The sequence below is a fragment of the Brevibacterium antiquum genome (genome assembly GCF_016107655.1).
GTDB classification, from domain to species: Bacteria; Actinomycetota; Actinomycetes; order Actinomycetales; family Brevibacteriaceae; genus Brevibacterium; species Brevibacterium antiquum.
Window position 1 is genome coordinate 80409 of sequence record NZ_JABASX010000012.1, and the last position, 20457, is coordinate 100865.

A 20457-nucleotide genomic window follows, 5' to 3' on the forward strand; every position below is an offset into this window, starting at 1 on the left:
CGCTTAGTGCTTGAGTGAGAAGTGAACATGGTCCTTATGATTCTGTGTTGGTGATCCACGGTCTTCCATCTGTTTCCAGTCATCGAGGCCTTTGCCCGGATACCAGATCTTCTGATCCCAGATGACGTATTTCATGTTCAGCTCCTTGGCATTTTGTTGCAGATACTTCGCAACTCTGCCGCCCAATTCGGCGTCGTTCTTTCCAGAGTCGTTGATCATGATGTCGAGGGCGTTGCCGGTGTAGTGATCGGATTTGTTGCCGATCCACGACGATTTACGAACACCGCCAAAGGACTTCAACTCCTTCTCATCGAATTCGCCGCAGATAGCTCGGGCGACTCGGATGATGCCGTCCTGAGCACCCTCGATCTGCTTCTCCACTCTCGGGCACTCCTCATTGCTGAGATCTCCACCCGTGACCTTGTCGCCAGGCTCTTTGCCTGCCGTCTCGCAGGCGGCATTGTCAGCCCCGCCGTTGTCGGGTTTCGGCTTGTTCCCACCGACCTTGGCGCCGTTGGAGTTGAGGAAGTCATCAGCATCGGCAGTGTTGTGTTCACGACCGGGTCCCGTGAACTCACCGGTACGCAACTCAAGGTGAAGGTGTGGACCAGTGCCGATGCCGGTGTTGCCGGAGACGCCGATGATCTCGCCGGCTTGAACCTTGTCACCGACCTTGACGTTCTGCTTGTCCTGGTGGGCATAGGCGTAGCCGAGAGTCTCGCCGTTCCAGGTTCCTTTCACAATCGTGTAGTTGCCGTAGCCGCTCATCCACCCGGAGAAGGTCACCGTGCCATCGAACATGGCTGGCAGGTCGGTGCCGATGGGCATTCCATAGTCGGTGCCTGCGTGGAACTTGCCCCAGCGGGACTTGCGGTCAGATGTCTTGGGGTGTTTGCCCTGAGGCTTGACCAGCTTGCCTGATGACTTGCCGCCGTCTTCGCTCGAGTCATCACCGTCGTCTCCTGGCTCATCGGCGACAGTGTCAGCATTGCCTTCGTCGGACTTGCCACCCGGCTCGCCTCCGCCGTATTCCTTGAACTTCTTGCGGAACTCGTCGAGATAGCTCATCGTCACTGCGGGCAGGTCCGGGTATTTCTGCAGATTGCCCTCGCCGGAGTTGTGGGCGATCATCAGAGCCTCGAGCTCAGTGAGGTCTTTCGCGTAGGCAGCGTCCCGATTCGCCTTACGCATACCGCGGACAGTGGCCAATCGCTTGTCGAAATACTTCGCTCCGTATTCGGAGTGTATGAGGGGTTCCTTGACGTCCCAGGTGCCGTTGTTGTTCTTGTCGGTTGAGAACCCGCCTCCGTAAATCTCCGTCCAGATGGCCTCGTTGATTTGGAAGAGACCCCACGTACCGCCATTGCTGTCGCTGGCGAAGAGGTCAGGACGGAAGTCGGTTTCGCGGTCCATGATGTAGGCGAAGAATGCGGCAGGGATTTTCGTCTTCGACGATGCCGCAGCCTTCTCAATCCACGGGATCGCTTTCTTCGGTACACCCTTGCCGTCAAATGATCCGCCGTCGCCGGTGCCCGAACCACCCGGTGGTTCGCAGTCGACTCCGAACCACCAATTCTGGGCATTCTTGACCAGGCTATCGGCGGTGTCCTCGATACCAGTCAGCGGCAGCTTTTTCACCGCTTCGGTGTAGACGTCAACCATCGAGGCGTTGGAATCGCGGGCGTTGTCGGGAATGTACCCTTTGCCTGTGCCGTCTCGCTGGGCCCCCTGAGACAAGGTGGCGATGAGGCCGGGTTTTTTCGTGTTCTTCTTGATCTCTTTGGCCACGATCCTGGCCATGAACTTTTCGAACGCCTCATCGTTGACGAGATCGTCTTCATCGGCGCCGAGCTCTTCGACCTTGTCGAGGTCGACGTCGTAGCTCAGGGTTCCGGTGACCTCATCACTGCTGTCAGCGGCGACCGGTGCCGCGAGGGTCGCCGACGTGGGCGACTGGTTCAGAGATGTCGTAGCAAGGTCGGCGGGCGAATAGCTCTGCGGTTCGACGGTCTTCTCATCATCATTTCCGTCAGAGTCATCGTCCTTGCTATCGCCGTCATCTCCATTGGGAACATCGGCAGTTTCAGGTTTGGCCCAGTACTTGTCAATGACGGACATGCCCAGAGAGAACTCGATGTCCTCGCCCTTGCCGTCGAACATGTGTACGGCTTTGTTGCCCACGCTTCTGGCATGGTCATGGATGGACTCGGTCACGGTTGTTGAGGTCTCGTCGACCTTATCCTTGACTTTGCCTTTGACCCATTTGCCTCCCTTGTAGACCAAAACACTGGTGTCTTTGACCTGTTCGACTCCGGCGCCAGAGGCATCGCCGGAAACCGCCCGTTGGTAGTTCTCATACGTGCCGAAGGCGAATTCGCCCAGGGTCGAGTCGCTGATCGATTTCAGAGTGCTGGTGAGCATTGTCAGGGCCATAAACCCGGCGGTGAAGGCCAGTGCCGCTGCTCCGACGAAGCCGAAGATCCCGATCTTGAGGGTGTTCTTAAACGCCCGAGTCTTGAACACGCCTTTGAGCGCTCCGACTGCGGCTTTGACTCCGATCGTCGTCAGTTCGCCCTTGCCCGTTTTGGCGCCGTCGTAGGCTCCGCGCGCAGTCTCCTTGGCAACTGTGGAGATGTCTGACTTGGCAGCCTTCCCCGCTAAAGTCTTTGGATTCCACTTCGTCATGCCTGTGGCCGAAGCCATCTTTCCGGCAGCCCCGCCGAACCCCTTGGCTGGGTCGTCGAGAGCGTTGTCGATGGCGGTATCGGCAGTGCCGATGACGTGGGCGTCGACGGACTTCTCGGCCTTGCCGATTGGATTGGTGGCACCGGGGGTGGACGGTGATTTGTCGCTTGGGGAAGAACCGGACACCGGCGAGTTCGTAGATGGTTTGGCATCGGGTGTGGAAGCGCTGGGCTTCTTCTGGCTCAGGCCACCCGGCAAGGAGGGAGTCTTTCCCTCTCCTGATTTGGCGTCTGCGGAGGCGAGATCACTGATGGCACCGGTGCCCGCGGCAAGCCCTTCACCGATGCTGTCGGTGATCTTGTCGACACCAGTGGCGTCGGGATCGGTCGTATTGAGCTTGCCGCCCGTGGCTTGAGCCTGATCGATGTTGTCAGCCAGCCCACTGAGCGTTTGGGCTTTGTCATCGTTGGTGGGCAGGGGGGAAGACTCGGCAGCATCGGCTGCCTTGCGCAGGCCATCAGTCGTCTTCTGAGAATCGTAGGCAGGACGGGCTGGTGTCGCGGGGGCAGAGATGTCAGGACCGGTTGTTTCCTGCTGTGTTGCAGCTTCTTCGTCGAGTGCAGCCTGCTTACGTTGAGCACGCTCGGCATCAGTGGGCGCGAACAACCGACCCTTATCACCAGAGCTGGTTGAAGCAGGTGCGGGTGTGGGCCGCCGCGGCCCATTCGTTGTCTTGTCATCTTCGGTCAAAATTCCCCCTCACCTTTGTCTATGCGCCGAAATTCGGGGCAGTGCTCAAATGCCTTGATATCGCTGGCCCGGTTGAGTCCGGTTGCCGTCGGGGAAGTAGCGACGACGGCGCAGTGCGATGAGCCCTGTTGTGAGCCGGGTAGGCACGTGATTGGACTTGGCGAGGTTGCACTTGGCACACGCGGCGACATAATTGCTCATCGTCGTCGCCCCTCCACGGGACCAAGGGAAGAAGTGGTCACCGTGCTCGGCTCGCCTGCGACAGCGCATGAGCCCGAAGAGTTTCGGCATCTCACACCGATTCTCAGCCCGGACCATCCCCTCTCGGCGTTGGTCGGAGGTGAAGAGCCGTGTGGGGTCGGTCGTCGAGGTCCGCCGTGCCATTGCTCGGGCAATGACTATGACGATGAGGACGGCCGCCAGGACGAACGTGGCTGCGGTGTGTGCCGATAGCCAGGTGACGACAGCGGTGATGACGTCGATGAGACTGCCAGCTCCGTCCACGAAGGCGTCGATGTCGAGATCCATCACCGATCGAGCTCCCTGCCTTCTTCCTCACCGTCAGGTTCATTGCCACCGGAAAAATTGGCTTCAGCCCAAGCGGGATCGCTGGGGTCGCCGAGGTCTTCGTATGCATGGATGATGTCGAGGAGGACGCGAAGGAACCCGACATACTCTGTCCGGATCGCGGTGAACAGGTCAGTCAGGGGTGGAATGGCCTCGTCGATGAACTCGTCATAGGAGCCGGAGAAGCCCTGAACCTTCGCCCTGTGCTCGGCAAGCACATCGACCATCGTGGTGTAGCCGTCTGGCAATTTGAAGTCGGAGGAGTCGACGCTGCGATACATCACCTCAGCCATCTTCAGCAGGGACGTTACCTCGGTGCGCAGTGGAGTGAGCGAGTCCCCATTGTGTGCCGTGTCGGTATAGCGAACGGGGTCTGAGAACACGTCGAGGATGGTCAGTGAGTCCTCCGCCACTCGGTAGTACGAGGCGCCCAGCAGCGGTTCACGGATCTCGGTCGCTGTCAGAAGGGCCCAATCCTGAGCCTCGGGGTAGGCGAAATACGGGCTGAGGTCGATGGAATCGAGAACAGGATCTGCCTCACCTGCCAGCCAAGCAGCGACTCTCGAGTGGGTGCGCTGATCCGTCGAAGCCAAACCGTAAAGGCCGAGCACATCAAGCCACCCACCGGTTGCTGTGTCATACATGCCGGCTGCGGAGAGTTCGAGGAAGATGCGCACCATTGCCGATTCGCTGTCTTCGATGGCATCGACGTAGCCGTTGTCATTTTCTGAGAACCGGGGCTTGGTCAGCTCGGTCGGCAGCCACATGATCGGATGCCACATGAAAGAAGCATTGATGTGCCGGAACCGTTTGCGGATGTCGTAGGCATCACCGTCACGGATGAGGTGGGGGTGGAAGAAGGGCAATGGGAGCTTCGACATCGGTGAAGTCATCAGCTCCTCGTGGTCGATGCCCGAAGCTTCTTGGAAGTCCGCGTAGAGCCTCGACGTCGTTACTGGGTCGCGGGGGAGGAGGGCCCAATCGTCTGCACGCAGCAGGAACTGTCTGCGAGGGACATCGGTTGGCAGGTCTTGGCGGGTGGCGCTATACAAGTTCAACAGAATCTCCTTTTCGAGGTGCGGTCATCGGCAGAGTGTTGGCATCAGCGAGTTCCAGATATGAGGTTTCGAAGGCCTCGAATGTGCCAACGATCGTCACGGGGTCGCTGGTCAGCGTCGCCCACCGGTGACTGCGGGGATAAGCACGGTAGCCGTACGGGCCGGCATCGTCGGTGATCCAAGCCTTGAGCTTCGATATGGTGCCGAATTGTGCGACGTGTTCTACTCCGGGGAGGGCTAGTGCCATGTCGGGGGTATAGGAGGCGAGTACTCTCACGCTGCCCTTGCGAGCACCTTCGATGATCGACATTCCGACGCCGTGGTTCTTGAAACCATTGGTAGCTTGCTCGGCGGCACCATAGGCGGCTTGTCTCACAGCACCACCGAGGTTGGAGGCTTTGAAGTATTTGACCTGGACGGCGAATCCGTCGAGGACGAAGAGGTCGCCGCGATCATGGGGTTGGCCAGCGTTCTTCCCACGTTGTGCGCCCGGGACGAGATGGTCAGCAAGTCGGGTCTCGAACAGAGCGAGGACCTCACGCTCTCCGCGGTCGCCCTTATTCTTTGAGGAGTTCACGACATGGCCGCCTTTCGTGCGGGATTGTTGAGGTCAAGGTCGTCTGTGACCACGTGGTTGCACCAGGCAGGGAGACTGCGCTCCTCGATGTCGAGTCCCGCGCGAGTGGCGGCTTTGATGCCCAATGTCATCCCCGGCGTGATCCCACGATCGATGTAGACGGCGACACCTTCAGCTCCGGCCATCCATTCGAGGTTTGCTTCGATGCCCAGTCCGCGTTCGTACTCATCAGAGTCCGCGACTGGGTGTAGAGCATGTGAGAGGCGAAAGGAGCTTCTCCGCGCATGAGCGAGTCATGCATTGCGGCCCTGGCGTAGGCCAAGTTCGTTGGGGTGTCACCGGCGAAAGGGGATTCGAGAACCATTCGTCTCACCGCTGAGCCTCGGAGCCGGTTTCAGCAGTCGAGATGCAGTCATCTGAATCGTCGGAGTTCGAGGCGCGAAGCACGGCCAGAGCATTATCCTGGTTGCCGTCTTCGATACTGTCCGACAGCGAGTTCAGCAGCGTCATTGACGACTTGTGTGAGGCGGCCAGTGCTTCGATGAGAGGAAAGACTGGTCCGTTGGTCCTGCGCCAGGTGATCACTGCGTCATGGGCCGCGTAGGAAGCGGTCATGAGGCCGAGCAGATCCCCGGCGTCGACGGTGATCTTAGTGGAGGTGTTGGTGGGATTCGTTGTCATACCTGCTATAGAGCACGCCCGCGAGTGTGGCTACTCAAAACAGCAAGAAAAATACTTAGAATAAGTGATCTATGGTGATGTTCGAATTAGAGGTGGTATGACAAATCCGGCCCTCTGAACGAAGGCCGGATTGTGTTGAGCTGCGTCAGGCTCGGCGGGAGGTAATGAGCTCTCGACGAAGCCATTCGCGTGGGCCAGTCATAACTCTCACGCTTGACCGGGCGCCGCAGTGTTCGACGGCCGCCGAGGTGGAAGGGGAGTACTCTCGGCCCAGTGACGGCGCCGGTGTTGGTGCAAACGGCGCAGGCATGTTCCTGATCGTCACGACCTCGGATTGGCCCGAGCGGGTGATGATCTGGGAGACCGAATACGCGGGCCCGATCGGCAGGCGCCCAGAGGCAAGCCCGGCATCAAGGAAGTCTCGAGTTGGCCTGTCATGGGGGTTGGAGTCGTTGCCGTCAGCAAGGTTGAAACCGCCGACGCTGGGGCGTGTTTTGGCAGTCTCGGCGTACTGACCACCATCGGGGACTCCTGAGCCAATTCTGTTCTGCACACTTCTATTGTGCCCTATTTGCCCAATCTGGTCAGGCGGTTTGCCTTCAATCGTTCTTTTTCACCCTCGCGGAAGCGGGCAGAGTCTTCATCCTCGATGCGGGAGAAGGCGTAGAAATTTGTCTCGAAGTAGTCGGTCATCGAGTCCGATTCATCCATGCGATACGAGTTCGAGATTGAGTCGATGCGTGCCTGGAGCTCGACTGCTTCCGGTCGTTGACGCCTGCCCACATATGCCGGCTCCATGTCATCGACCGGCGCATAGATCTGGTCATCGGTCAGCCCCTGAACCTCGATGCTCAGTGCTGATGCACTGGACTTACGCACGCTGTAAGTCAGATCGGAGGGCAAGTATCCAGTCGCCGCTGCCTCTTTGATGTCTGCCCGGATGGCTTTGGCCGCCTCTGTCGTCGACATCGTCCTGTCGTATTTGTTGCCGTACATCGCGGGGGACTGGTAGCCATAGCGGTTGGCTGAGGTGGAAGCTCCGGTCGGGGTGAAAGGTGCCTGCGCGGCGTTGAGAATACCCATCTTGGCGTCGTTATCTTCAACGGCCTGTGCAATGATCTCGCCGTCTTCGCCCAGCTCCGAGTTGTTGACGGCAAACAGGTAGCGATCGAGGACCTTCTGGCGCTCGTCATCGTTCAAACTCGGCAAGCGCGACTTCAAATGCTCGGCAGCTGCCTGTCGATCTTCGCCACTATCGAAGGCCCACTGGGCGTCGAAGAATGCGCTGCGAGTCTGAGGGTGGACGTATCCGGGCAGGTTGATGGCATTGGGGTTGTCGGGGTGCTTGCCGGGTAGGTTACTACCGGCCAGAGACTCCGAGTCACTGGCAATATGACGCAGTGGTACCTCGGGCCCGTCGAAGCTATCTGTCGAGAGATCTGGTTGGCCAGCCTCAGCGAAAGAGTCGTAGAAACCGCCGAGGTCTTCGATACTGGGTCGGGCCTTCGATGACTCCGAAAACTGGCCACCTTCGGGGATGCCGGACTGGACGCGATTGAGATTGCTCATGTCTTCTATACGTGCGGCAACGAGCAGACACATCACCGCCCATCCGATGTGGCTTGCCCGGCGCAACGAATGGGCGGTGATGAGAGACGGGCGGTCAGAGGCAGGAGAACGCTTGATTGACCGCCCGTACCAGCTATAGAGATCGCTACTAATCGTGGTTCTGCATAAATTGGTAGAAGGACAGCCCGCGCTCCTTATTTTCAAAACGCGAACCATCCTTCGCTGTCTACCGAGCTGGGTCTGTGGCGTGGCGCACGGCGGGTGTTTCGAAGCTACGGACAAAGGAAGGACGGCACGCGCATGGGAGTACACGCGCCGTCCTTCAAATCTCATTGTCGTGGGGAATGTTGATGGCTCCTTGTGCATCCCCAACGATTTCCATCGACGGAGTTCTGCATCCCCTCACGTGTAGCTTCGTGCCAATTCGGCGTGCGACGATCAGCGATGACGCTGGCAATCGCAATGACGGCAGAGCCGGTGATCACTGCCAGTCCCACTATCCACCCCAACTGGTATATCTGTTCAGTGGAGTACGTCAGATAGGCGGCGAAGAGCCCGACTGCCGGGGCGTAAAACGCGCAGATCACTTGCGGGCCATCACCGGAGTCGATGCGCGGCAGAATGAAGATGAAGAAGACAACGACAGTGGCGAGGAGGCCCAGCGCAGGCAGGATTGCGTTCAGATCGGTGGCCTGTTTCACCGCCTGCTCCCACTGCTGCTGCCAGTAACCATTACCGGTCTGCGCCTGGGAGAGGATGATCGTTGGCGTGTGCACGTGCGGTACTCTCCTCAATCTGAGTGCTTTCAGGGCTCATCGGACTTGTCGGCATCTGTAATAGAAGTTGAGTCCGGCTGAGTTGCCGGCAGAGGCGGGTACTCCCACGTACCGGAGCGCATCGTCACAATCACGGTTTCGCCGCGACGCTGGTGAGCCATCCGATGCCTGGTGATCCCATTGGACTCGTACACGCGGTCGCAGTTGTGACAGGTAGGCATGATCTTCTCCTAGAAGTAATAAGGCATTGCGTCCTACCTCATTCAGGAGTGGGGATCTGTCCTGGCTCTAAGGGTCGCCCTTCTCGCCCGTCAGCTCGACAGCTCCCTAGGGGAGATCGGTTAGCCGCTGGACGACTGGAGACAGTGCTTGACGATGCAGCTGGGTGTCATCACTGCCTCGCCTTTCGCGCTTCATCTTCTCCAAAAAGTGCGCTGCGGTAGCCATCGAACACAATTCAGCTTTCATCGATCAAAACCACCGCTGCCTCCGGACACTGGCGCTGATGCTTCCTCATCTGGGAAGTGAGTAATTTGTTCTGTCTACGGATTGGTTTCGGCGTGCACGCCATGGGAATACCTTTTCCTCGAGACCATGGTCTGGTGTTTCTCGCCATCGTCAGATGTGGGATCCGGTCGTGGTTCGCTCCTGCTACTTGAACATTCGCATAGTTGCCCTCACGCTCCCGCGCAGAATGTCGTAGGAGCCGCGCAGCACCCAGTAGGAGACAACGCGGCGTCCCAACCTCCCTCCACGACGCCGGCTCTTACCCAGCTGGGATTGCGGAAGCGGCTGGCCCTTCTCATCGAGGCCGCGCTTGGCCATCTTCTTCACATGCTTGCGGTAGGCCTTCTGCTCCTTATTCCAAGCTTTGGCCTCGTAGACGTCTCTGCCGTCATAGAAAGCGGAGTCGTGGCTGCGCCGTTGAGCATCTATGACTCCGGCAACGTTGGGGTCGCCTTCGCGTTCCAGGGTGCCGAACGTTCTCGCAGGGACGTGAGGATTGGCGGCCACAGCGGCACGGATGGATGGGTTCGGGTGGGCTGAGAGGTAGTTCAGTGCCTCAGGTCTCGCAGACGGGTTAGCAGCAATCTCGGCCTGAACAGAGTCTTCTCTGATCGAAGCCAAGTGCGACAGGGTCTCTGGAGGAGTCCTCGGGTTGGCAGCCACCGCCGCCGCGACATTTGAGTTCTCCACTCGTCCGGTCAGGCAGGCTCGCAGCTCGTCGTCACCGGCTCGAGTCTTCGCGTACTGGATGACCGCGTGGTCGCTCATATTCGGATTCTCCAGCGCTGAGACCCTCACGAATGGGTCCGGGTCATCGCGCATCGTCACCAGTGCCCGCTCATCCATCGACTCGTTGGCAGCGACGGCGCCACGCACCAGAGGGGACGGGTGGGAGGCCAGATGGGCCAGCTCCTCAGGGTCAGTCGATGCCAGGGCCCGTTCTTCAGTCTCCAAGAGCTCCTGGCGCTGTTCATCACTCATCTGAGCAATCGTGGTCTCCAGCGAGCCCATGGCCGCATCAGCATCGGCAGAGGGCACATATTCCCGAGACCACGTCTGAGCTAAGTTCTCATCCAATGGCGGCAAATCTGGACGTGATTTCACTGCCTCGGAGAACTGTCCACCTTCGGGGATACCCGCCTGCACGCGATTGAGGTTGCTCATACCCTCAATACGTGCGGCAACGCCCCAAGTGGGCCTCAGCTCTCATCCTGTGGCACTCCAAAGTGCTTGATCGAGTGGTGGCGTGCTGATCGTTGAACCCATGTACGGTCCAACCTCACCTCATGAGGACTGAACGTCTGAAGCCCAACGGGAGAGTCGATTGCATTGCCGCCTGCGGTAATCGCCCCGTTGGCGTCGATGTCGGTGATCTCAAAGGTCGCCCGATCTCCTCGCGTGACTTCGTTAATGGCCTCGTAAACGTTGTTGTCGGATGTCCTACCTTGAAATCGGGTTCGAGCGCCGCCCGAGGAGTTGAAAGGCGCCCAGCAAATGCTGGATATTTCGCACGTTTTGTCGCAGTAGCTTACGTCGACCTGATCGTGATCATGTTACGTTTATTGCCATTTACGACGCGCCCAGCTCCATGTACGCGAGTCCAATAGGGCAAGTGACATTCACCCTGAGCCAACGACGCCGAGCCTCAGCGATAGCCCGTGTCATGAGCTCTTGGCGATGCTTGTCCGTGTCTTTCTCCTCAATGGACTCGCAATAGAAGAAGTGGAACTCATTTTCAAATGAGTCGAACGTGTAATGCAACGAAGCCACACGTTTACCCGCCAAGAATAGGTCGAACGTCGAGGCCTCGGTATTATTGAGGAGCGTATACAACCCGTCTCTCCATCAGGCAGATTCAAGCGGATATTTGGATCAACTCTAGGTCAGGTACTGGTCGTCCCAAAGTACACCATTGTATCCGATGCAAAGAAACCACGGATTTGCTTTGGTCTCGGCCTCACTCCGCAGCGGGGTTTGTGCGATTCCTCGTTGCCTAGTGAAGCGCCTGCTTGAGCACTTGCTTTTCTCCGAGGTGCGTTTCCCACGTGACTCGCAACTCTCCCGAACGCCGTAGGGGGGTGCCCCTATATTTATTCACAGGCCCTAAACGGGGTCTGGTCGCTGGTCCTGGTATGGCTGTCTTGCCCTGTCACGAATGATCCGGGGGGTGTTGCCGCCAGGAATCCAGGACGCGCGTTGACTGCTGATAGGGGCTCGGCCCAGCTTTGTCTGAGGTCTCGTCGTAACGTGGGTGCCAGCATCGGGTGTCATGACAACCAACGACCACTGGTTGGATGGTCGAGGAGGACTGTCATGAACACCGAATACGACGTGTGGTTAGGACTCGACGTCGGCAAAACAAACCATCACGGGTGCGGACTCGACCCATCTGGAGAGCGGGTCTATGACCATGAACTCCCGCAAGATGAGACCGCGTTGAGGGGCGTGATCACTACCCTGCAACACGAGTACGGTCGCGTGCTGGTGATCGTCGATCAACCGAACACAATCGGGGCGCTGCCGGTGGCCGTGGCCAGGGATTGTGATGCCGATATTGCCTATCTTCCAGGGTTGGCGATGCGTAAGGCTGCTGACTTGTATCCGGGGCAGGCGAAGACCGATGCCCGGGATGCGTTCATCATCGCCGACACAGCGAGGACGATGCCACACACGCTGCGATCAGTGGACCGTGAGTCCGACGTGCTGGCTAATCTCAAGGTCCTGGCCGGCACGGATGAGGACCTTGCTCATGACATCACGAGAGCCATCAACCGGTTACGGTCGTTGTTGCTCCAGATCCATCCGGCGCTGGAGCGTGTCTTCAAAGGCACCGTGTTGACCAGGACGATTGTCTTAGATCTGTTGGTCCGCTACCGGGGCCCGGCCGGGCTACGTGCGGCGGGGAAGTCTGGGGTGAAACGGTGGGCGAAGAACCACACCCGAAAAGACCCATCACACCTCATCGACGCCATCTTTGATGCCCTGGCTGAACAGACTGTCGTTGTGCCGGGTACCGCGGCGTCGGAGTCGGTGGTGCCGCGGCACGCGATGCGGATCAAGGCGTTGAAGGCCGAACGTAAGGAGATCGAGGCAGAGGCTGAGGAGCTGGCTGATTCGCTCCCTCTTCTTCAGGTCTTAACGTCCATGCCGGGAGTCGGCGTTAAGACCGCATCCCAGATCCTCCTATCCGCCGGTGATTTCTCTGCTTTCAAGACTCCTGGGCACTTGGCCGCGTATGCCGGGATTGCTCCGGTCACTCGACGTTCGGGAACGTCGATCCGGGGTGAGTTCCCGTCGCGGGCGGGTAACAAACGGCTGAAGAACGCGTTGTTCCATTCAGCATGGATTGCGTCGTGTCATGACCCGTTGTCGAAGGCCTATTACGAACGGAAACGAGCCGAGGGCAAACGTCATAACGCGGCGGTCATGTGCCTAGCACGTCGTCGGCTCAATGTTCTGTTCGCAATGGTCAAGCACGGGGCCTTCTATGAACAGAAGACCCCGGCTGCTGCTTGACAATGAATGTAACGGGCGGAGCAAGTTCAAACTGGATGTCTTGGGCTGGTTGAAGTTCCGGAACATTAATGTCCTTGAACACGTCACCACTGATGGCAACGTGATATACAACCGTGCCATCGTTGTTGCGGAGAGTGCACTCGTCTTGGCTGTTCTGAGTCAGGTCCATAATTCACCCTTACAGTTCGAATGGGCCACTTATTATACCGAGGGCCTCTTTGTCGTTCTCAAGACTATTTCGAGACTACGCGGCACTGTCGGAGGGCGAAACAGTGTGGTCCCAGGGATGGTACTCATGGTCTCCCACAGTCCTACGAGAGCGTGCCAAGGTGATGATAGTGGTGATGCCAGCCATCATCGCCGTTGCGGCAGCCAGAGCAATAGCCAGCTTGAATTGATCGCGTGGAATTGCCATGAGCTTCATCCTCCAATGCTGGTCGGCGCCGGGATTAGATTATACTGCCGCTGCCTACTTGGAGACCATCACTCGCTCGTCGGAATGGTGCCCTTTCGCGCTTACTTGATCCCGTATGGGTCGGTCGATCGTTGCCGGTAGTCGCGGACGAAACCAGCGACGCCCCTGTATGGCCGACCGAGCATCGCAGCACGCTCAGCGATCGACAGGTCCGTGCGCGTGTACGCGACCACAGCATCTTCACGTGTCCACGGCTTCCACCGGTTCGGCGCCAGAGAGCGCCCGTGTGTGCCAACAGCCGGCCGCACACCCCATTCCCGGAACCACTTGCCCAGCGTCGACTCATTGACACCCATCGAGGCGGCAATGTCGGCGATAGACTCATCCGCTTCGCGCCGTGCCGTGACCTCATAACGCACACGGTCTTTAGTCTCTCGCGTCGTGTACCGCCGTGTCTCGTTTGGGCCGAGGCCGCGCTTGTACCTCGCATAGCAGCGGTTGCACAGCCCACGCGCCACCGGGGCACGGTCACACCACACGACGGCGCAGGCGCTCATACTGGGCTCGGCGTTGAGAGCATGGCAACAGACTAACGCACGCAGTCGCAACAGAGTCCCGGCCTCACCTCACGGTGGGGTCGGGGCCATCTATTCTTGGTGTAAGCGTTGAGCCGATCTACTGAGGTGCGTCGCGGTAAGGAATATCCTTCACGATGCGATTGTGCGTATCTAGCTCAGAAGAGAACAGAACGAATCGAGTCCAGAAGATGACTCGACTCATTGAGGTGGCCAGTAGAACGACAGAACCGAACACCAGCGCATCAGTGAAGTGCATGCTGAGTTGATCTACGGCAAACGCCGCAATCGAAGCCAGACCTGCAGTGAAGCAATAGACCAGAATGAGCGTCCAGTTGCTACGGATTTCTGCAGCATAGAGTTTTCGGACATGAACAACCAAGCTCGCCGTGGAGTTGTAGAGCAGGCCGGCGGCGAAGGTGGAAGCGGCGAGAATGATGCCGGAGAATGCGGCAACTGCTGTGTAAAGGGTATTGCGTGTAGCCCCGTCGTCAATAAGGATCGGGCACCAAGCGAATACGGCCACGGCCAGCAGGACGGCAAGTATGAAATCAGAAACGGGTCGTCTAGTCCAGACGTCCAGCACGCGTATGGAGAATTTGCGGTCCATGACGCCCCCTAGTCATCGATCGTCTGCTTTCGCGTCTCCTCTAGCTTAGCGCGGTTGTCTTCAAGAAGCTTTCGAAGTTCCGAAAAGCGCGGTGGGCGGTCCTCGAGGTCCAGAACGAAGTCCATTGCAAGATCCTTCTCCACGAGACTGATCACTTCTTCCTGGCCGTCTTGCGAGATAATCGTAGCCTCAGCGTTGCTTTTGGATCCCGCGAGGTAACGCAATTCCTTGATGATCGAGTCCTTAAACCGCTTGAGAACTGGCAGGCGTTGCCTCGAGTATGGCGTCAGATTTAGATCGAGCGACAACTCAAGGTCGCCTCCAAGGCTGTCGGCCATCGCATCGCCCATCATTGCGGGACCGGCGTCAGTCTCGTTTGGATCGTAGAGGTCGCGCTGAGTTGAGAACGTCGAGGAAAAACGAAGAACTCCCCTTGCAGCCCGCAACTGTTCGATCTTGCGCTGGTCAACAATCGGCTTCACCTTCCAAAATGCGCCGTCAGCCAGAGGCCGAATTGTCGTTGCCAAGTCGGCGACCCTGCCTTGCTTGGGGGAGTGCGCGGCGCCATACACCGTGGCGAAGAACCGAGTTCCAGGAAAAGGGATGACAGCCGTCGAGTAGGCGAGTTTTTCCCCGCCCTCTTCGGCCAAGTGATCCTCAATCGTTCCGTCCTCCTCGGAAATGCTACTCATGAAGTCATTGCCAATTGGATTGTGAATTCCGAAAGTTTGAACATTATCGTCGGCAGTGAACCAAATGTCTTTTATCTTGCGGTCCTTTCCGCGTCGAGCTCGGAGGTTGTCTAGGATCGGCGTCCAATCGAAAGTGTTCGGGTAGCTGAGGTCTCCACCTATGAGCATGGCAAGCTGAAAGAACCGGACTGTCTTTGTCTTCTTCGGGGCCACTCGGTTTCCTCGCTTCTATGCCAGACGGTCATCCAATGGAATGCTAAGCGCCGCAGCCGTCAGGGGCCGACTGAGCTGAGCCTCAACTGAAATTCGTTATGGAGTCGAGACTGCACCTGACGCATAATAGAACGCATGACCGATTCCGACTGCTAAGGCACGGCCACCTGGCGCTGCTAGCAAGGTATCCACAACGCAGCCGGCGGCCGCGGCTCGTACCAGGACCGCCCACCAATGCCAGTGCGTGCCCGCATCGAGTGGGAGCGTGACGGCGTTGAGGGCGTCGACGGCGTGGCGACCCGACAGGGTTTCGACGGTGCGATCTTCGTCGAGCTCAAGGACCGCCGCTGCTCGGCTCTCGGCGCGTGGTTGCGACCGGACGATGTGTGGTGGATGGGGAAATGATTTACGAAATGGGATCAATCGCGATTGCCGCTTCGGCACTGGATCCCATGAATGCGTCGGTGATGATTAGAGCTTCGATCTCAGATCCTTGCGGAATCTCGATTACGAAGTCTCCCTGAGCTTCTGTGCCAGGGTTCTGAGTATCTCCGGCCGGATTTACATGTTGCTGGTTGAGGTTCCACGTGTAGTCACTGGCATCTTCACCTAGGGGAGCGAACACTTCGCCGTCGCTGAACTGTACGGACGGCTCAAGAGGAAGATCTAGCGGCTGCCTATTTGTGTTCTTGACGGTGTACTCAACATGTAGGAACTCGTTGCCCTCAGCAGGAGTAGCATCAACGTACTCAGGAATCTCCTCACCTCCGTCCCAACCTTCATTGGACTTCGCTTTGGGGAGAACAACTGTGAGTTCGACGGTGTCGATTCGAACGTCCCACTTCTCGAGTACGTTTTCGTCGTCTGTGGTTGTGAAGATGAACCACTCGCCCTGCTTCTCCATGAAATCGGAACCTTCCATCGGTTCCTCGTCGCCCGTGCTCATATCGGCTGTGCACTGAGGATCGTCCGGTGAAGTTCCATCCGGCCCACAGAGCTCGACCCATTCCGCTTGACTCAGTGGAGTTGTTGTAGCCTTCGCTGGTTCGGTTTGCTCGGCAGAAGTGGAGGGACTGCTGACTTGAGACGAACTGTTGCTAGCGCAGCCAGTGAGGGCGATGGCGGCGGCAAGTGTGGCGAGGAATTTCTTAGGCATGATCGGAGCTTATGCCTAACATTTGTAGTAGTCGGCACGAAATCTAGTTAAGTTCTCAATTTGTTATCAAGTGCAGAGGTGGAGCGTGGGGAGTAGAGAGTAGTGGCCGTCAGTTGAGCAGTGGACGAGATACATGTTCTCTCCGGCATCAGTTGGTTGGTAAGCGAATGCGGAATCTGGGTCCTCCAGCCGATCACACAGGTCTGCGGAGACATTCTCAGTTCGGTTGATGGCCGACTGCGCCGACAGATCGTCGAGCTCTCGCGTGCGAGATACCAAGAACGTGTGCTGGTTGCTCTCATCGGCCCGTCGAAACGGGGATGGTCCTCTCACGTACTCTCCTACCGAAGTGTGAACGTCCTCAGCATCGAAACCGGCATGAGCTAACTCGGCGTTGAGGCGCTGCTCCTGTCCGACGTCGAGTCCCAGATTCTCGCCACGATCATTGAATGCGCGCACTACTGTGGCGGTGGACAGTCCTGGGTCCGGGTCATCGATGCTGATACGAACGGTCCTTACCCGTGGGTCGATGTCGGCCATTGCATCAGCGGCAGACTTCATTCGGATGCGACGCTGGCGGAAGCCGTCTTCGTCTGAGAGAAATTGGGCTGCCGCGTTCCGGTCGGCGCCAGATAGGCGGTCGAGTCCGACGTTCTCTCGTACCGAGAACCTGTCATCATCATCGAAGTCCATATCGCCATCGTCACCAACAGCCAGGCTCGCAGAGAGCTCTGCCAGCCTGTGGACGTGACTTCGCCGACTCAGAGAATTGTCCACCTTCGGGAACGCCCGACTGCACACGATTGAGATTGTTCATACCCTCACTACGTGCGGCGATCAACGAAATGAGTCAGCCACCCGTTCTCGACAGTCTGTACCTTTCGCGTGTCTCCGCCCGAGACTTGGACCTAGATCATCTGCTTAGGAGTCGACGTGTTTCGCCTTAACCCATCGGCGATAGCGACGGACTTCTACCAACAGCCGAGAAGCGGCAAACGGCTCTCGAATGCTTCGTCGATGGCATCAGCATATTCGTCACCGATAACTAAGGCAGAGTTGACAGGGTCGCTGACACCGTTGAGCGTGGACTGGTCGTCGGGCAGACCTTCGGTGGTTCTCGTGATCTCCTCGCGAATGGTGTCAAGGGCTCGGTTGCCCCGCTCATTGGCGATGTTCATGACGATCGTTTCCAGCGTTTCACGCTGACCGAGAGTGAGGAAATCCAGAGCGGACTGCAATGACGACATCTCCTTATCTGACTGGCAGGCCAGGGGAGGAGAGTCGACGTGTGCAGCAGGGTTGAAGAGTTTCTCGCGCTCGGCACTGGTGAGTGAGGTGGTCGGGTCTTCCATGATCATGCCTTCCATCGGGTGTGGACCAGAAAATGACTCTGCCTCCGGGGCTATCGCGAGAGCAGTCCGGCCGCTCTACTTGTCTATGCGCCGATCTTGCTCGCAGTCGAAACAAAAGGGACTCGTCTACCGCTGACCAGCCTCGAACCTCCGCTAGTTGTTCTCGCAAGCCTTGATCGTTGACGTCATGGCCTTGCGATCAGCTGGCGTCACGGGAAGCTCGTACTTGTCAGCGACGAAGGCGTATCGGGCGACGAATGTGCAGTCATAGGCGGGATTGCCCGAGTCGGTCGGCATCCAGTCTTCGGGCCCGAGGTCGGACTTGGATTGGTTGGCTGGACCATCGACGGCGATGAGGTTAGCGGGGTCATTCGCGATTGCTTCGCGCTTGTCCTGAGTCCAATCCTTGGCGCCCATGCGGTAGGTGTAGCCGAGGGAGACGATGTGTTCAATCTGAACCTCCGCGGATGTGGAGGGTCCGCGGGTGAAATCGATGGTCTCGCCGGTGTATGGATCGGCCAGGGTGCCTGTGGCAATCTGGCAATCGTCGTCGTGTACGTAGGTGATGTCGTCGAAGTCTCGGTTGAGAACGTCGTTGCGTGTGTCTCCACAGAACGAGGGGTCCGAGGAGTCGTCGCCAGTCAACCAGTCCCCGTACTGGGGGATACGGTCGTAGCCTTTCATCGAGGCGGCCTTTGACGTCTCCAACGATGCAATGAGGGCTGTGGCCTTGTCTCGATCAACTGTGCCGATGGTGGCCGAACCGTCGGAGCCGATGAGGTCGTTGAGCTCGACCGAGACTCGGGGCCCGGCTGGTGTTGCTTCTTCTGCGGCTTCGTTGGAGCCGGCGTCGACGATGTCCGTGTTCGTGTAGATGAAGAATGCGGCGATGGCCGCGGCGACGAGGGTGAAGATTGCTTTTCTCATACTGGCAACTGATGTGGGGAGCTCACATGGGTCCCCACATCAGTTCAGGTGCTTAGGTCGTCGCAGCCTCTGCGAGGTTGGCGGCCCTCGTGTTGATCGCTGTGATGGCGCACAGGACCGGCTGGAGGGCGCCCGGATGGGTCACTGATTCCTTGATCCAGGTTCTCGAGTCTGCATCGAGGTCGTTCGGAGCAACGGCAGTCAGTGACTGGTCCAGTCGAGCTTTCAACGTTGGCTTTACCCAACCGTGTAAGGCAAGACGGTCAGCGATGGCAATGAAGTCTTTGAGGCAGTCCATGGGGGCTCATTCCTTCCCTGAATCGATTATGGCCGACGCCTGAGAATTGAGCGCCCTAGCCATCGAGGTGAACTGGCGAATGTTGTACTCCACATCATCGATCGCACGGTGGACGGTGCCCATGGCGACATCTGGTGGGTCGAGAAGGGTACTGACCATTGTTGTCACCGATGTGGCATCGAGATTGACGGCAGGGATGAGCTGGTAGGAGTCGAGGTTGGCCGAGAGGAAGTTTCTGTCCAACGTCATCGATGCCCCACCGAAATAGTCCGGCTTGGCAGGCAAGGATGTGATGAACTCGGCTACGTCCTTGTCGGCTTCGACCGTGGTCGGTACGGGGCCGGCCAGATAGTCCGCAGTCAATCCCGATGTGGAGTGCATGTCGGCGATGAAGTCGGAGAAGTCGGCAACAATAGTCTCCGGCTCGAGTCCTTGAGGCCGCAGGAGTGTCTGGAAACGGCCGATCTCCTCCATAGCGGGTCCGCGGGTGGCGATCATGCCCACTTCGAGCAACGCCTCATCCAGGTGGCTCAGTCCCGTAGTCTCCACATCAGTGAACAAAACGATGGCATTCTCGTCGGTGTAGGAGGGATTCGTCGGGAACTGCCACATGGTGCGGCAGTTGGTTACCGCACGACGAGTGGTTGCGATGGCCGTCTCTGGATCCACGAGCCTTGGACCCTCGACCAATCGAGGCCGAGCCCTGTTGAAGAAGATCGAAGTGAAGGCTTCGACTGAGTCGACGTCGATGCTGCGGTAGTGCAGACGCGAGAAGAGTTCCGGAAAGTTGGTCCCAAGCTCACTCCGCAGTGATGAGACATTTGAGGCGGCCAAGTACAAATGCCCGATATCGCCAAGATCATCGATGAAGGAAGCCAGTGTGGCGTCGGCCTCTGCTGGCAATGGCGCTCGGTCGGAAAAGTATGTGTCGAGGAGTCCGCTGGGTCGTAGAGCTGCCGCTTCGTCATCATTGAGGTTGGCAATGACTTCCGAGACTGGCACCGTTCGGTCGGGTTTGATGAAAACGGTCGTCGCGGCCACGGGAGCGAAGTCGGATCCCTTCGTGACTTCGATCCTCAACGCGATCGGTGTTGGCGATGATGAAACCGCGGTCGTCGAAATCCATGCAAAGTGTGTCTGTGCAGTCATGGCGATGGTGCCCATGTCGATGCCTTCCTAGGGGTGAAGCGTGCTGTCAGCCAAAACAGTATTGGGGCAGCCCCGTGGCTCGGCGCAATCTCTCACCGTCGACCGCGGCTGGCTCCAAGAAGCCAGATACGTCAGCAGCATTCGAGCCTGGGATCGAGGCGCCACGTGGCTACAAGTCAGGTCGTCGTCACGATGCGCCGCTGCAATGGCTGGGGACGTTCATGCGGCGCTTCTCCAGCGTCTCTGGTGGTGGTTACTACGGGGGCTGACTACCGTTACTTCGTGTTGCTACGGGGCCGGTAGTAGCGGTTTTTACTCGTTTGCCCAGATCAGGTGGGCTGTTTTGTGACTGGATCGGTCATTACTACATTACTCACGAACCTA

General features: G+C 58.2%; 21 protein-coding genes and 1 pseudogene. 2 read left to right on the forward strand and 20 right to left on the reverse strand.

Going from position 1 to position 20457, the window contains the following annotated elements:
* Window positions 1–3: 3 nt before the first annotated feature.
* The 11 genes and pseudogenes from JFC13_RS19720 to JFC13_RS17825 form a co-directional block, all read right to left on the reverse strand.
* Window positions 4–3351, reverse strand: a complete 3348-nt coding sequence (locus tag JFC13_RS19720; protein ID WP_198398382.1) for a peptidoglycan DD-metalloendopeptidase family protein — start codon at window positions 3349–3351, stop codon at window positions 4–6.
* Window positions 3352–3480: 129 nt separating this feature from the next.
* Complete coding sequence (locus tag JFC13_RS17785; protein WP_232488774.1) at window positions 3481–3963, reverse strand: HNH endonuclease; 483 nt, start codon at window positions 3961–3963, stop codon at window positions 3481–3483.
* Window positions 3963–5060: a hypothetical protein gene (locus JFC13_RS17790; protein ID WP_198398383.1), complete on the reverse strand. Its 1098-nt coding sequence runs from the start codon at window positions 5058–5060 to the stop codon at window positions 3963–3965. Before JFC13_RS17790 ends, JFC13_RS17785 begins: the two co-directional genes overlap by 1 nt.
* The gene (locus JFC13_RS17795; RefSeq protein ID WP_198398384.1) at window positions 5047–5637 is read right to left on the reverse strand and encodes a hypothetical protein; all 591 of its coding nucleotides are present in this window, start codon (window positions 5635–5637) and stop codon (window positions 5047–5049) included. Before JFC13_RS17795 ends, JFC13_RS17790 begins: the two co-directional genes overlap by 14 nt.
* Window positions 5634–5864: pseudogene (locus JFC13_RS17800) on the reverse strand (DUF7768 domain-containing protein); the annotation flags it as partial. The pseudogene JFC13_RS17800 and the gene JFC13_RS17795, both read right to left, overlap by 4 nt.
* Entirely contained in the window at window positions 5765–6001 is a 237-nt protein-coding gene (locus JFC13_RS20100) for a DUF7768 domain-containing protein (protein ID WP_456298617.1), read from the reverse strand. The gene JFC13_RS20100 and the pseudogene JFC13_RS17800, both read right to left, overlap by 100 nt.
* A 5-nt stretch (window positions 6002–6006) precedes the next feature.
* Window positions 6007–6318, reverse strand: coding sequence for a hypothetical protein (locus JFC13_RS17805; RefSeq protein WP_198398386.1), 312 nt, complete (start codon window positions 6316–6318; stop codon window positions 6007–6009).
* A 145-nt stretch (window positions 6319–6463) separates the two neighbouring features.
* Entirely contained in the window at window positions 6464–6871 is a 408-nt protein-coding gene (locus JFC13_RS17810; protein ID WP_198398387.1) for a hypothetical protein, read from the reverse strand.
* 14 nt (window positions 6872–6885) lie between these two features.
* Window positions 6886–8103, reverse strand: a complete 1218-nt coding sequence (locus tag JFC13_RS17815) for a hypothetical protein (protein WP_198398388.1) — start codon at window positions 8101–8103, stop codon at window positions 6886–6888.
* A gap of 113 nt (window positions 8104–8216) precedes the next feature.
* Window positions 8217–8663: a hypothetical protein gene (locus JFC13_RS17820; protein WP_198398389.1), complete on the reverse strand. Its 447-nt coding sequence runs from the start codon at window positions 8661–8663 to the stop codon at window positions 8217–8219.
* A 651-nt stretch (window positions 8664–9314) separates the two neighbouring features.
* A complete protein-coding gene (locus JFC13_RS17825) occupies window positions 9315–10334 on the reverse strand; it encodes a variant leucine-rich repeat-containing protein (RefSeq protein ID WP_198398390.1) in 1020 nt (339 codons plus the stop codon).
* Between the two features lie 1149 nt (window positions 10335–11483).
* Between JFC13_RS17825 and JFC13_RS17830 the strand changes: the two genes are divergently transcribed.
* Window positions 11484–12686, forward strand: a complete 1203-nt coding sequence (locus JFC13_RS17830) for an IS110 family RNA-guided transposase (protein ID WP_198398391.1) — start codon at window positions 11484–11486, stop codon at window positions 12684–12686.
* A gap of 516 nt (window positions 12687–13202) precedes the next feature.
* Here JFC13_RS17830 and JFC13_RS17835 read toward each other — a convergent pair.
* From JFC13_RS17835 to JFC13_RS17845, 3 genes are all read right to left on the reverse strand, one after another.
* Window positions 13203–13520 carry a helix-turn-helix domain-containing protein gene (locus JFC13_RS17835; RefSeq protein ID WP_198398392.1) on the reverse strand — a complete coding sequence of 106 codons (318 nt, stop codon included), beginning with the start codon at window positions 13518–13520 and terminating at the stop codon, window positions 13203–13205.
* Window positions 13521–13776: 256 nt separating this feature from the next.
* Window positions 13777–14286: a hypothetical protein gene (locus JFC13_RS17840; RefSeq protein WP_198398393.1), complete on the reverse strand. Its 510-nt coding sequence runs from the start codon at window positions 14284–14286 to the stop codon at window positions 13777–13779.
* Between the two features lie 8 nt (window positions 14287–14294).
* On the reverse strand, window positions 14295–15191 hold the full coding sequence (locus JFC13_RS17845; protein ID WP_198398394.1) for a hypothetical protein: 897 nt from the start codon (window positions 15189–15191) through the stop codon (window positions 14295–14297).
* A gap of 234 nt (window positions 15192–15425) precedes the next feature.
* On the opposite strand from JFC13_RS17845, the gene JFC13_RS17850 reads away from it, so the two are divergent.
* Window positions 15426–15596, forward strand: a complete 171-nt coding sequence (locus JFC13_RS17850; protein WP_198398395.1) for a hypothetical protein — start codon at window positions 15426–15428, stop codon at window positions 15594–15596.
* 1 nt (window position 15597) lies between these two features.
* On the opposite strand, the gene JFC13_RS17855 is transcribed toward JFC13_RS17850, so the two are convergent.
* From JFC13_RS17855 to JFC13_RS17880, 6 genes are all read right to left on the reverse strand, one after another.
* On the reverse strand, window positions 15598–16347 hold the full coding sequence (locus JFC13_RS17855) for a DUF4352 domain-containing protein (protein WP_198398396.1): 750 nt from the start codon (window positions 16345–16347) through the stop codon (window positions 15598–15600).
* A gap of 66 nt (window positions 16348–16413) precedes the next feature.
* Window positions 16414–17040 carry a hypothetical protein gene (locus JFC13_RS17860; RefSeq protein WP_198398397.1) on the reverse strand — a complete coding sequence of 209 codons (627 nt, stop codon included), beginning with the start codon at window positions 17038–17040 and terminating at the stop codon, window positions 16414–16416.
* Window positions 17041–17318: 278 nt separating this feature from the next.
* Window positions 17319–17705 (reverse strand): hypothetical protein, encoded by a 387-nt coding sequence (locus JFC13_RS17865; RefSeq protein ID WP_198398398.1) that lies wholly within the window; start codon window positions 17703–17705, stop codon window positions 17319–17321.
* A gap of 147 nt (window positions 17706–17852) precedes the next feature.
* A complete protein-coding gene (locus JFC13_RS17870; RefSeq protein ID WP_198398399.1) occupies window positions 17853–18626 on the reverse strand; it encodes an HNH endonuclease family protein in 774 nt (257 codons plus the stop codon).
* A 52-nt stretch (window positions 18627–18678) separates the two neighbouring features.
* Window positions 18679–18924, reverse strand: a complete 246-nt coding sequence (locus JFC13_RS17875; RefSeq protein ID WP_198398400.1) for a hypothetical protein — start codon at window positions 18922–18924, stop codon at window positions 18679–18681.
* Window positions 18925–18930: 6 nt separating this feature from the next.
* Window positions 18931–20088 (reverse strand): 3'-5' exonuclease family protein, encoded by a 1158-nt coding sequence (locus tag JFC13_RS17880; RefSeq protein ID WP_232488764.1) that lies wholly within the window; start codon window positions 20086–20088, stop codon window positions 18931–18933.
* Window positions 20089–20457 lie beyond the last annotated feature (369 nt).

Excerpts from the sequence above, each read along its gene's own strand:
- JFC13_RS17880 (WP_232488764.1), bottom strand. The coding sequence starts at position 20,088 with ATGGGCACCATCGCCATGACTGCACAGACACACTTTGCATGGATTTCG.
- JFC13_RS17860 (WP_198398397.1), bottom strand. The coding sequence starts at position 17,040 with ATGGACTTCGATGATGATGACAGGTTCTCGGTACGAGAGAACGTCGGA.
- JFC13_RS17825 (WP_198398390.1), bottom strand. The coding sequence starts at position 10,334 with ATGAGCAACCTCAATCGCGTGCAGGCGGGTATCCCCGAAGGTGGACAG.
- JFC13_RS17865 (WP_198398398.1), bottom strand. The coding sequence starts at position 17,705 with ATGATCATGGAAGACCCGACCACCTCACTCACCAGTGCCGAGCGCGAG.
- JFC13_RS20100 (WP_456298617.1), bottom strand. The coding sequence starts at position 6,001 with ATGGTTCTCGAATCCCCTTTCGCCGGTGACACCCCAACGAACTTGGCC.
- JFC13_RS17840 (WP_198398393.1), bottom strand. The coding sequence starts at position 14,286 with ATGGACCGCAAATTCTCCATACGCGTGCTGGACGTCTGGACTAGACGA.
- JFC13_RS17870 (WP_198398399.1), bottom strand. The coding sequence starts at position 18,626 with ATGAGAAAAGCAATCTTCACCCTCGTCGCCGCGGCCATCGCCGCATTC.
- JFC13_RS17785 (WP_232488774.1), bottom strand. The coding sequence starts at position 3,963 with ATGGATCTCGACATCGACGCCTTCGTGGACGGAGCTGGCAGTCTCATC.
- JFC13_RS17850 (WP_198398395.1), top strand. The coding sequence starts at position 15,426 with ATGCCAGTGCGTGCCCGCATCGAGTGGGAGCGTGACGGCGTTGAGGGC.
- JFC13_RS17815 (WP_198398388.1), bottom strand. The coding sequence starts at position 8,103 with ATGGTTCGCGTTTTGAAAATAAGGAGCGCGGGCTGTCCTTCTACCAAT.
- JFC13_RS17805 (WP_198398386.1), bottom strand. The coding sequence starts at position 6,318 with ATGACAACGAATCCCACCAACACCTCCACTAAGATCACCGTCGACGCC.
- JFC13_RS17875 (WP_198398400.1), bottom strand. The coding sequence starts at position 18,924 with ATGGACTGCCTCAAAGACTTCATTGCCATCGCTGACCGTCTTGCCTTA.
- JFC13_RS17855 (WP_198398396.1), bottom strand. The coding sequence starts at position 16,347 with ATGCCTAAGAAATTCCTCGCCACACTTGCCGCCGCCATCGCCCTCACT.
- JFC13_RS17830 (WP_198398391.1), top strand. The coding sequence starts at position 11,484 with ATGAACACCGAATACGACGTGTGGTTAGGACTCGACGTCGGCAAAACA.